This is a genomic window from Dorea acetigenes, assembly GCF_025567385.1.
GTDB lineage: Bacteria > Bacillota > Clostridia > Lachnospirales > Lachnospiraceae > Claveliimonas > Claveliimonas acetigenes.
Genome location: NZ_JAOQJU010000014.1, coordinates 41322 through 53644, shown reverse-complemented (window position 1 = coordinate 53644; position 12323 = coordinate 41322). Strand labels below are relative to the sequence as shown.

Below are 12323 nucleotides of genomic sequence, written 5' to 3'. Positions count from 1 at the left end.
TCAGATGCAGGCCGCACTGAAGGGTAACTTAAAGACATTTGGTTAACTATGTATAACTGATTGCCAGCGTGAGGAGGTGCATTATTTGAAGAAATATATTGGAAAAAGGATCATTAGCTTCCTCATTGTGCTGGTAGGAGTCAGCGTCCTGAGTTTTTTGTTGATTGCTTGGTCCGGAAAAGATCCTGCAGAAATTATTGCACACCGAGGCGTATCCAATCCTACGCCGGAACAGATTGAGATGATTCGGGTGGAAATGGGATTGGATCAACCTCTCCCTGTGCGATATATTCAGTGGCTTTCCGGAATGTTTACAGGAGAACTTGGGACTTCTTTGACCACTCATCAACCGATTGTAAAGGATCTGCACAAGTATCTGGCTACGACCACATCTCTTGTAGGGATGGCCATTCTATGGATTATCGTACTCACCGTTCCTATCAGTTTGCTCTGCGCCAGAAAGCGGAACCGCCTTTTCGATCAGGTTACCAGAGGCATTACTATCTGCGGTATTTGTGTGCCAACTTTCTGGCTGGGATTCCTTCTTCTCCTGTTCTTTGCGGTTCATCTGAAATGGTTCAGTGTATTACCAAGTCCAGGTTGGAAAGGCTTTTTGCTACCTTCATTTGCTCTGGCAGTTCCTAGTTCGTGTTCGCTCATCCGAATTATGCGTTCCTCTCTTCTGGCTGAATTATCTTCTGATTATGTTCGGTTTGCAAAAGCCCGTGGATTATCTGCCAACAGGATTCTGGTATGCCACATTCTACGAAATGCCCTACCGCCTGTTGTTACAATTTTCTTTCAGCAATTCGGCTTTCTAATTGCCGGAGGGGCTGTAGTCGAAAGTGTTTTTTCAATCAAGGGAATCGGAACTTATCTGGTGGACAGTGTGGTTGCAGCAGATACGATTTCAGTTTCTACCTGTATAGTCGTCATTGCAGCAATTTTTGTTGTCGCAAATTTCATGGCAGACATAATCAACCGTCTGCTTTGTCCATGGATGGGGAGGGAAGAAAATGATACATAAGCTACTCAAAAGGCCGCAGGCAATCATCGGTCTGTGCCTGATTGCTATTGTGATTGTGATTGCGATTGCAGCACCTGCTTTTTCGCCTCACGACCCTGAATTGGTGAATTTATCGCAAAAGTATGCACAGCCTGACGCAGAATACCCTCTTGGAACAGATCAACTGGGCAGGTGTACCTTATCAAGGCTGCTGTATGGAGCCAGATACTCCATCGGGATCAGTTTACCTGTGCTGTTGATTTTGTCTGTGATTGGTCTGATTGTCGGTACTTTTAGTGCCTGCGCTGGAGAAAAAGCAGACCATTTCATTACTATACTCTGTGATGTGTTTATTGCTTTTCCTTCTCTTATCATCGCCATTGCCGTCATAGGTGTTCTGGGAAATGGACTCCAGAATATTGCTGTTTCTGTTGTGATAGCGACCTGGGCTTGGTTTGTTCGTGTTGTCAGATCTTATTCCGTTCAAGAAATGGGAAAAGATTATATCTTGGCAGCTCGGATTTCTGGGTGCAATACAGGAAAGCTGGTCTTCAGACATCTGATCCCTAACATTCTGCCACAGTTTCTTGTGTATGTTTCCACTGGTGTCGCTTCTTCCATCATTATGGTTTCCAGCTTTGCTTTTCTCGGACTTGGCCTTCCCTCCGGCACACCGGAATGGGGTGCCATGTTAAATGATGCCAGGACAGCGCTTTACTCTCATCCGGAATTGCTGATCTATCCAGGCTTGTGCATCTTCGTAACGGCAGCAGGCTTCAATTTGTTTGGAGAAGCACTCCGTGATATTCTGACGCCAGAGGAGGACAACATATGATGTCATCACTTATAATCGATTATTTAAGCATTAAACTTCGGTCAGGCACCGATAACTTTGTTTCTGAAATATCCTTTGCAATAAAAGAAGGAGAGTCTTTAATCTTGTTAGGTCAATCAGGCAGCGGCAAAACAATGACCTGTAGTGCGGTGCTAAACTTATTGGACCCTAAAAAATTTGAGGTGTCGGGTTCCGTTTTCTTCGGCGAAACGGATCTTTTGAATTCATCAGAAAAGCAGAGACGAGGAATATACGGAAACCAGATTGTTTATATCCCGCAAAATCCAATGACTGCATTAGACCCTTCTATGCGTATTGGTAGACAGATGGATGAAACTCTGCGGCTTCATTCGGACAAATCCCGCCAGCAGCGTTACAACTATATTCTGCAGTTTCTGCATGATGTAGGGTTAGATGACCCTGACAGGGTATACAGAGCATACCCCCATATGCTTTCCGGGGGAATGTTGCAGCGTGTCATTATCGCAATGGCTATGATGCTTGATGCAAAATTTGTGCTTGCCGATGAGCCGACGACTGCTTTGGATGTGATTCACAGAAATGGAATCATAGATTTATTTTCGCAGATGAAAGCAAATGGAGTTGGGATTCTTATGGTAACTCATGATTTCGCAACAGCTCTTCAATTAGGTGGAAGCATGTTGGTGATGAAAGAGGGAAAAATTATAGAATCCGGTGAAGTTCAATCTGTCTTCGACCACACCACAGAACCTTATACAAGGTCACTGATTGAAGCTTACTCCCTTTCCTGCGTTTTCACGAAAGGGGCGGAATCATGATTAAAGTCAACAACCTATCAAAAGAATTTCACGAACAAGGCACAAGAAACGAGCTTCTGGCCGTTGATCATGTAGATTTTACTATTCAGGATGGTTCATTTTGCGCTTTGGTAGGAGAAAGCGGATCTGGGAAAAGCACTTTGGCTCAGCTTATGTGCGGTCTGCTGGCCCCATCTTCTGGAGAGGTACTGTTTGAGGGAAAAAACATTGCCCTCTGCCGGGGCAAACAAAAGCAGGTACTGCGATCTAAAATACAGCTGATTCTTCAGGATGGCAAGGGAGCAATGGACCCTCGCTTTACGGTATACCAAATCATTGCAGAGCCAATTCGCAATTTCAGAAAACTCACCAAAAAGAAAGAAGAACGAGAAATCAATGATCTTCTTACCATGATGGAGCTTCCCGAAGAGATCAAGCTGCGAAAAGCTCATGAGCTGTCCGGCGGACAACAAAAACGTGTATGTATTGCAAGAGCGTTGGCTGCTCAACCGGATGTATTGATTTTTGATGAAGCAGTCAGTGGGCTGGATGTCCTGGTTCGTAAACATATTCTTGATTTGCTGAAGCGACTCCATCAGGAGCGAAAAATGACTTGCTTTTTCATTACCCATGACCTGGATATTGCGCTATATCTTGCAGACCGTGTGATGGTGATGCGTTGCGGTAAGATTATCGAAGATCGTACATTTCACGGTTCAACAGACTGCTTTACACATCCGTATACAAAGCTTCTGCTGCATTCTATTGCTCCATATCTGGGCCAAACCATTCAATAAATATGTATACCCTGCTGAAAAGCATGATATAAAAACAAATAAAGGAGATTTTGCACATGAAACTGAAAAAACTTTTAGCTTTCGGACTCGCACTTGTGATGTGCCTTGCTATGGCAGCTTGCGGCACAAACCCTGACGAGAATCCGGAGCAATCCACCACAAAGACCGATGCAGAGCCGGTATCAATCACTGTCACCGAGAATTGGGACTTTTCCGTAGGCTTCTATCCTGTTATCACGCCTATGGTATCCAGCACTTATGGTGCCGGATTCTGGAGTCGTAATTTTTACAACACTCTGGTAAGCTATGATGATAACGGGAAGATCCAGGGCGAGTTGGCTGAAACCTGGGAAATCAGTGATGACGGCAAGACTTACACCTTCCATCTGCGTGATGGTGTCAAATTTTCTGACGGTACTCCTCTGACTTCCGAGGCAGTAAAGATGACCCTTGAAGCAGTAGTAACCCATCTGGGTCCCCAGAATGGTGCCTTCGGTAAGCTTACTACTTTGTTTGACAAGCTGGAAACCCCGGATGAAAAAACCTTTGTAATGACTTTGAAGACCCCTTATTACGCTGCTCTTGACAATCTGACCATGGCGCTGCCTCTTGGTATTGTGAATCCCGCAGCCTTTGAAGGTGGCGTAGAAAAGGCTTACGAGAATTGCGTGAGTGCAACTATGGGTACTGGTCCCTATATGTTTGACCGGGTTGAGGGGGACACTTATACCTTTATCCGCAATCCCTACTACTGGGACGAAGCTCCTGAAGTGGATGAGTTCAAGGTTAAAGTGATTCCTGATAATGCTGCAAAAATTCTTGCTCTGCGCAACGGTGAAATCGATGCAATTCTCGGCTCCAGCAGACTTAGCGCAGAAGGATACACGGAGATTTCCCAGGATACCGCTTTCGGTCATGCCATGGATGACAGCACCAACCAAACCCGTTATCTGGGTATGAACCTGAATAAGGCTCCCTTTAATGATCCTCTTGTAAGGGAAGCAGTATCCTACGCTGTTAATCAGCAGGAGTTGGAAACCTCTGTTTTCGATGGCCTGGAGACCGCTGCCGAAACCCTCTTTACGAATGAAAAGCCCAACTGCGGTGTGGAGGTTAAGACCTATCCTACTGACATGGAAAAGGCAAAGCAGCTCATGAAGGAAGCCGGCTATGAGGATACCAATGATGATGGTATCCTGGAGAAGGACGGAACTTCTCTCGCCATTCATTTCAACTATTCTCAGAGCCTTGCAAGTGTTGACAATGCAGTTCTTTCTATTGCAGCTTCTCTTAAAGAACTCGGCTTCGATGTTACTATTGATGCAGTAGACATGAACACCTGGTATGGAGCCTTGATGGCTGGCGAATATGATCTGACCTTCTACAATACTGCTGGCGGTTCCTTTGACCCTGCAACGGATATGAGTAATATGGCTCCTGGCGCTATGGGTGATCCGATCCTCTGCCAGTTCTCTGCTTTCTTTGAGAATCCTGAAATTTTCGCAGAATTGGACTCCACTTCTGATTCTCAGCGTGTGCAGGAAATCTATGGAATGATTCTGAATGGTATTGCAGATCAGAATCTTCTGGTGCCTGTAATCGGCACTCACGATCTGGCTCTGTGGAATACTGATAAGATAACTGGTTATGACTTCTACACAGATGCCAGCTATGTAGACATTGCATCTGTTCATGTGAAATAATGTCCAGCGGTGTGGCTGAGGCGGCTGCAAAAGAAAGACTTCATTCTTCCGGAGAATACTATCTAAAAGCCATATTTATTCTTGAAGCTGAATACTGAACTTTTTACACTGAAATATGTACGATTCTAATAATGACATGAACTTATGGGAACGTATTGCGGATACTTTGTGAACTTTATCCTGATACAATGATTATGCTGATGAAAGAAGGCATAGATAACTGAATACAAGAAAGAGACGAAAGCCTCAGTAGTTAAGAAAAAACTACTGGGGCTTTTTTTCGTGCCTGAATTTCTCAGCCAATAACTGCGGGTATGTCCCGGCAGGATAAAGGCGGAGCAGGCATGATTATAAACAGAGGTCCGCCTTCTGGATTTGAAACGAGCAACAAGATTTCAAATTCAGGAGGAACGGACATGTATATTGAACATCCATATTTTTATGAAGGAAAGTATTACGCAAATATTGATGGAGAAATGATCGAGGTTACAAAAGAAGTTGCGTATGCGATGAACAATTTTTACAGAAGCAGTAAGGCAAAAAAAGTTGAGATTAAGAACGAACTGGGTGAGGTCGTGGATAAGATGCTGCGGGAGGTACCTTACAGCAGTCAGTCCATTGATGGAGAAGGCTTCATGATTGAGGATTTTCCAGATCTGAACTGTGATGTGGAGCACTGTGTACTGACAAAAATGGAACAGCAGGATATTCACAAAGTGATCAATCAGCTGAACTCAGAGGAACGCATGATTATTTATGGCATTTTTTTTGAAAACAAGACACAGACACAGATGGCGGAGATTATGGGGATTTCCAGACAGATGCTGTCATACAAGCTGAAATCCACTCTTAATAAGATGCGTGAAATGTATATGAATAAATTTTTTTAAAAATTTTTCAAAATCTTTTGCATCTGCCAAAGTCATTTGACTTTAGTAATTAGAGGAAGTTAAAGGACTTCCTAAAATGAACCATGATAACTGAATATTCAATAATAACTGATGTGACATTTCATACAGTGAGCACGAGGAAGATGCCGCTATAGGATTATAAGACAAAACAAAGATTTTAGTTCAGTCCGTAATGCTGCGAAAAAGCACTGACCGAAGCCAGCTGGCAGGCTGGTGATGCGATGACATGTATGAGATGCGATACACTTGCAGACCCTGAGAAGTCTGTAACTGGTAAACCTATGAACTGCTGGAGCCTAGAAACGAGAGTTTCCGGGTTGTGGTCCGGAGCGTGCATCCGGGCAGGTTATTATTCCCTTCCTGCATATGCGGGAGTAATGATTCGGGGTATCGAGGATAAATAGAATCGAGCGAGCACTGTTTAATAATCAAATTGGCTATAGAGGTTATGCGGCAGAGCTTTCCTTATAGGAAAGAAACTCTGCCGTATTCCTGTGGAGCCAATATAGCGCTATGGATGCTTTACAAATAAAAATAATAGATTGGAGAGAGGACAAATGACAATCCGCAGAGGAGATATTTTATGGGCAGATCTCGGTATGTTTCCTACAACATCTGTTCAGAGTGGTGTAAGACCGGTGATCGTAGTGAGCAATAATAAAGCCAATACATACAGTTCAGTCATAACGGTAGTTCCGCTGACATCAAGAATATATAAGAAACGGTATTTGCCAACACATGTATTTATCAGTAAATATGATATGACGGGAATCCGAAAAGGAAGTTTGGCACTGGCTGAACAGGTTATGAGCATTTCTACGAAATGTATTATTGAGAAATGCGGAAGAGTGAACAAGTGGAGCCTGGATCGGGTACTGAAAGCAGTACGGATTCAGATGGGAATGGAAGGAGAAGGGCATGACTGCGGAAGAATATAGAAACTATCTGGAAACGGATTTTGATGATGTGGATCTGAAGGAATTGAAGGATATCCGAAAAATAAGGATTGACCGGAATCAGACGAAGGAAAAAAGAATAGCTCAATATCTCAGACAGGTGGGAAATCCCTATCTTGTCTGTATAGGAAATGTAAAAGTGAAAATAAGGTTTGCAAACAATGGAGTATCTTTTGAAGATGCATTTGAGGAACTTTTGCTTTCTGTATAAAAAGTGATGGTAAAATCTGAAGAGTTATGTTAATATGGAGACGAGGAATTCAGGACTCCTCATTCATATCAGGACAAAATAGACTCACCCTCTGGGTTTTACCAATGTTGATGGAAAGGTAAAACTAAGGAGGATGAAGATGAATCAAATTAACAATTCAAAGAAAATCTATCATGCAGCCATTTATGTTCGTTTATCGAAAGAAGATGGCGATGTTGCTACTGCTGGAAAGCGTGAAAGCAACAGTATCTCAAATCAGAAAGATCTGATAAAAAATTTCCTAAAAGATAAAAAGGATATAGTTGTTGTATCAGAACGGGTGGATGACGGTTACAGCGGTTCTAATTTTGAACGTCCTGCATTTCAGATGATGCTGGAAGATATCAAAAAAGGAATTGTGGATTGTGTCGTTGTAAAAGACCTTTCCCGTTTTGGACGTGAGTATATTGATGCCGGAAAATATATCGAAAGATTATTTCCGGCACTTGGCGTGCGGTTTATTGCGGTCAATGATTATTATGACAGCCTGGAAGGGAAAAGTCAGGCAGACGAAATCGTAATTCCCTTCAAGAATCTCATTAACGATGCATATTGCCGTGACATTTCTATCAAAATAAGAAGCCACCTGGAAGTAAAGAGAAAAAATGGGGAATATATTGGAGCGTTTACACCGTATGGATACCAGAAAGATTCAGATAATAAAAACAAACTGGTGATAGATGTATATGCGGCAGGTATCGTCAAAGAAATTTACCGCATGAAATTATCAGGTATGAGTCAGACAGCAATTGCCAATGCATTGAACAAACAGGGTGTTCTTTCACCAATGGAATACAAGCACAGTCTTGGAATAAGGATTCAGGATAATTTTAAAACACACGAACAGGCAGAATGGAGCGCCATGTCGGTAAAAAGAATCCTTGAAAATGAAGTATACACTGGAACTCTGGTGCAGGGAAAAAGAACAACACCAAACCATAAAGTAAAAAAATTGATGAAAAAGCCGGAGACAGATTGGGTTAGAATTGAAAAAAACCATGAGGCTATCGTATCAGAACGAGAATTTGCACTGGTGCAGAGATTATTAGGGATAGATACAAGGACTTCTCCGAACGAGGAAAAGGTATATCCATTATCTGGACTTGTGGTTTGTGGAGACTGTGGGGCAATGATGATCAAACGGGATGTTCCGGCAGGAGGAAAGGTATACGCTTACTATATCTGTTCCAGACATGCGGCTACGAAAGCGTGTGCAGCACACAGAATACCAATGGGTAAACTAGAAGAAACAGTATTGGAACTGGTAAAAATCCATATTGAAAATATCCTTGATATGAAAAAAATCATGGATTTTATCCATGAAGTACCATTTCAAGAATTGGATATAAAAGAACTGGAAATTAGAAAAGAAGCAAAAGAAAAAGAAGCCGTGCGATGCCGGGAGTTAAGAGATTATCTATATGAGGATTTCCGTGAAGGAATCATTTCAAAAGAAGATTATAAAGAGCTTCATGACGGGTACACAGAAAAACGGAAAAAAGCCGAGGAAGCAGTCCGAAGTATTGATCAACAGATCAGTGAAGTCCTGGAATCAAAAAGTGATAAATATCATTGGCTGGATTATTTTGCCGAGCATCAGAATATACAGGAACTTACAAGAACTGTTGCTGTTGAACTGATTGACCAGATATTAGTATATGACAAAAAACATATTGAAGTCAGATTTAATTTTGATGATTGTTATCAATCTCTGTTACGGCAGATACAGTCGGTGGGCTGCGATGTCAGCACAGGTATGGACGGAAGAATAGAAATTCAAAAGAGGGAGGTCGTATAAATGGCTCGAAAATCAAGAAAAGTAGATTATGTGAATGTTGGAAATAAAGAAAATTTGGTTACAGAAGCTGAAAACCAGTGTGAAAAAGTTTCACATGCAGCCCTTTATGCAAGGCTTTCCTATGAGAGTGAAAAGAACAGAGAAAGAAATACGATAGAAACGCAGATGGTTCTGCTTCATAATTTCGTAAAAGAACAGAAAGATATCGTGGTTGCAAAGGAATATTATGATATATCTAAAACCGGAACTAATTTTGAGAGAGATGGTTTTAATGAGATGATGCAGGACATCAAAGAGGGAAATATTGACTGTGTTATTGTTAAAGATCTTTCTAGACTTGGAAGAAATTATGTAGAGGCAGGAAGCTATATTGAAAGAGTGTTCCCATTCTTTAATGTGCGTTTTATTTCGGTGAATGATCATTATGATTCGTTCAGAGATGACATAAGCCTGCTGATCAGCATGTCAAACGTGTATAATGAGTTTTATTCCAGAGATTTGGCAAAGAAAATAAGAAGTTCATACCGGACGAGCTGGGCAAATGGCGAATTTCCTTCCGGTCAGATGGCTTATGGTTATGAAAAAGACAAGGATAATCCTCATCAGCTGATTCCAGATCCGGTAGCAGCACCAGTGGTGAAAAAGATATTTCAGTATTTTATTGATGGAATGACTTATGCAGAGATTGCCCGGAAATTAAATGCGGATGGGTATCTCTGCCCGAAAGCCTACAAGCTGGATAAAGCAGGAAAAGCAAATGAAAAGTCAGTGACATGGACATGGAGTGGAGGAACAGTCCATAAAATCCTTGAGAATCAATATTATGCCGGTGATAGTGTGCATAATCAGTTTACCAATGATTCCTGGGCAGCACAGAGACAGAAAATGAATCAGAAAGAAGAATGGATCATTATCAAAAATACCCATGAGGCACTTGTGAGCAGAAAGGATTTTGATGAGGTACAGGAAAAGATTGGTCATATCGTAAAACGGGTTAATGAAGCTCGTAAATCAAATGGCAATAATGTAAGAGACTTCAACTTTTTCAAGCAGAAAATTGTATGTGCAGACTGTGGAAAAACCATGTATTTATATGGGAAAACAAAAGGCAATCATCGTAGGTTTTACTGTGGAAATAATAAGCTCCACGGGAAGTGTACGCCACATTCTATCACTGATTTGGAAGTGAATGATTATGTACTGCGTGTGATACGTGCACATATCAATGTATATGTTGAAAATGTAGATTTGATTCGGCGGTTGAATCAAAGACAGGAAAGCATTAAAAAATATGATGTGTTTAACAGGGAAATCAAGAAATGCCGGAAAGAACTGGAAAAAGTGGCAGTACACCGGGAAAGATTGTTTGAGGATTATGTGTGCCGTATTATTGATGCAGAGCAGTATGAAACATTTTCAAAGCAGGATGCGGAAACAGAAAAAGAGATCCAGAATAACATGGAGATTTTATTAAAGCATCAGGTTGGATATGAAAAAAATTTTCAAACAGAGGAAGAATGGGAAACATTGATCAATAAATACCGCAATACGAGAACGCTGACAAAGGAAATGGTCAATGCTTTTGTAGAAAAAATCGAAATACATGAAAGCGGTTCTATTACGGTACGTTTGGTGTATGATGATATGTTGGAAGAATTAAGAAAATATGCAAAAGAACGGGAGGCTGAGTTATGCCAGTAACAGAATGTATCGCTGTTTATATCAGACTTTCGTCGGAGGATAATGATGTAGATGGCAGTATAAAAGCCGAAAGTAACAGTGTCAGCGCACAGAGAATGCTGATAAACGAATTTATCAAAAAACAGGACGAATTTACTAACTGTCCAGTAGTTGAATATGTAGACGATGGGTACAGTGGTACAAACTTTAACCGTCCTGGCTTTCAGAGGATGATGGAAGATGCAAAAGCAGGACGTATAAAAAGTATTGTTATAAAGGACTTTTCAAGATTTGGAAGAGATTATCTGGAAGTGGGGAATTATCTGGAAAAAATCCTGCCAGTCCTTGGTATTCGAATTATCTCAATTAACGATGGCTTTGACAGTATCAATTCCTCTGGCTTTACTGGAGGAATGAGTGTAGCGTTAAAAAATATGCTGAATGCAATGTACAGCAGAGATTTGTCCAGAAAAGTTCGTTCTGCTATGAAAACACATGCTAAAAACGGTGAATATATGCCGGCTTTTCCCAAATATGGATATATTAAAGATCCAGAAGATAAGCATCATCTGGTTATAGACCCAGAAGCGGCTGAAATAGTAAAACTGATATTCACAATGGCGGCAGATGGGAAAACAAAAGGACAGATAGCAAAATATCTGAACGAAACCCATGTGCTTACATGCCGGGAGTATATGTGCAGAAAAGGTATGAAAATGCACAGAGAAAACGAAAAAGAAAAGAAACTCTGGTCAGTTACAACAATCTCAGATATGCTCAAAAATGAAGTGTATCTTGGAAAAATTATTTGGAATAAAAAGAGAGTGGCAAGAACAGGAAGCAATAAATTGGTTTCCAATGATAAAGAGGAGTGGATTGTTGTAGAAAATGCACATGAACCAATTATATCCGATGAATTATTCCGGAAAGCAAATGAGAAAGCGTTTACTAACCAGAAAAGAGTTCTTACAAAAAGAGGAGTAGCCTGCCCTATTTTCTTTTGTCCGACCTGTGGAAGAAGACTTGGTTTTACCAGCAGAGAGACTGGGTATCGCTGTATGCAGGCACATATCAGCGGTCTTAGTGGGTGTGCGGAAAGTAAAATGGACAGGAAAGAAGCGGAAGAAACAGTACTGGATGCAGCCAAAAATATGGCACAATTTATTTCGGAAATTCTTGAGAAAAAGAAAAGTGAATGGCATAAAACAATTTTGAAAGAAGAAAATATCGCAACACTGGAAAGTGAAAAAAAGCGACTCTCGTCAAGAAAGATGAAACTGTATTCTGATTATCGTTCAGAAGTGTTGGACAAGGAAGGGTATATGAAAGAACTGGAAAAAACGACTTCCCGTATTTCAGAAATCACTTTGCAGATAACAGAATTGGAGAATGAGATTGCTATAGCGAAGAAAAAATGTGATGAAGCAACAGAAAAAGAAATGGAAGTAAATGAGATTGCAGCATTGCAGGATTTTGACAAAATACAGCTGTCAAAGATTATTGAGAAAGTCTTTATTTATGAACCAGGACGTATGGAGATAAACTGGAAGGTGGATGACATTTTCTACAAAGAAGAAAAAGCATAAACTGAATAAGATTGTTCGCATG

The 12323-nt window shown here is 41.1% G+C and carries 11 protein-coding genes; all 11 read left to right on the top strand.

The features are described 5' to 3' along the window. Positions 1-85: 85 nt before the first annotated feature. The 11 genes from OCV99_RS11510 to OCV99_RS11460 all read left to right on the top strand — a co-directional run bounded on the left by OCV99_RS11510 (position 86) and on the right by OCV99_RS11460 (position 12301). Complete coding sequence (locus tag OCV99_RS11510; protein ID WP_055222131.1) at positions 86-1027, top strand: ABC transporter permease; 942 nt, start codon at positions 86-88, stop codon at positions 1025-1027. Next, entirely contained in the window at positions 1017-1841 is an 825-nt protein-coding gene (locus tag OCV99_RS11505) for an ABC transporter permease (protein ID WP_055222133.1), read from the top strand. Before OCV99_RS11510 ends, OCV99_RS11505 begins: the two co-directional genes overlap by 11 nt. Continuing rightward, positions 1838-2641, top strand: coding sequence for an ABC transporter ATP-binding protein (locus OCV99_RS11500; RefSeq protein WP_055222134.1), 804 nt, complete (start codon positions 1838-1840; stop codon positions 2639-2641). The genes OCV99_RS11505 and OCV99_RS11500 overlap by 4 nt, the downstream gene beginning before the upstream one ends. After that, positions 2638-3417, top strand: a complete 780-nt coding sequence (locus tag OCV99_RS11495) for an ABC transporter ATP-binding protein (RefSeq protein ID WP_055222136.1) — start codon at positions 2638-2640, stop codon at positions 3415-3417. Before OCV99_RS11500 ends, OCV99_RS11495 begins: the two co-directional genes overlap by 4 nt. 56 nt (positions 3418-3473) lie before the next feature. Next, on the top strand, positions 3474-5120 hold the full coding sequence (locus OCV99_RS11490; protein WP_055222139.1) for an ABC transporter substrate-binding protein: 1647 nt from the start codon (positions 3474-3476) through the stop codon (positions 5118-5120). Positions 5121-5536: 416 nt separating this feature from the next. Further along, the gene (locus tag OCV99_RS11485; RefSeq protein ID WP_172682255.1) at positions 5537-6010 is read left to right on the top strand and encodes a sigma factor-like helix-turn-helix DNA-binding protein; all 474 of its coding nucleotides are present in this window, start codon (positions 5537-5539) and stop codon (positions 6008-6010) included. 578 nt (positions 6011-6588) lie between these two features. Continuing rightward, the gene (locus OCV99_RS11480) at positions 6589-6969 is read left to right on the top strand and encodes a type II toxin-antitoxin system PemK/MazF family toxin (RefSeq protein ID WP_055222143.1); all 381 of its coding nucleotides are present in this window, start codon (positions 6589-6591) and stop codon (positions 6967-6969) included. Next, the gene (locus OCV99_RS11475; RefSeq protein ID WP_005344286.1) at positions 6950-7198 is read left to right on the top strand and encodes a DUF6870 family protein; all 249 of its coding nucleotides are present in this window, start codon (positions 6950-6952) and stop codon (positions 7196-7198) included. The genes OCV99_RS11480 and OCV99_RS11475 overlap by 20 nt, the downstream gene beginning before the upstream one ends. A 139-nt stretch (positions 7199-7337) precedes the next feature. Beyond that, the gene (locus OCV99_RS11470; RefSeq protein ID WP_055222145.1) at positions 7338-9035 is read left to right on the top strand and encodes a recombinase family protein; all 1698 of its coding nucleotides are present in this window, start codon (positions 7338-7340) and stop codon (positions 9033-9035) included. Next, on the top strand, positions 9036-10736 hold the full coding sequence (locus tag OCV99_RS11465) for a recombinase family protein (protein WP_055222147.1): 1701 nt from the start codon (positions 9036-9038) through the stop codon (positions 10734-10736). After that, on the top strand, positions 10727-12301 hold the full coding sequence (locus tag OCV99_RS11460) for a recombinase family protein (RefSeq protein ID WP_055222149.1): 1575 nt from the start codon (positions 10727-10729) through the stop codon (positions 12299-12301). The genes OCV99_RS11465 and OCV99_RS11460 overlap by 10 nt, the downstream gene beginning before the upstream one ends. The last annotated feature ends 22 nt before the right edge of the window (positions 12302-12323 follow it).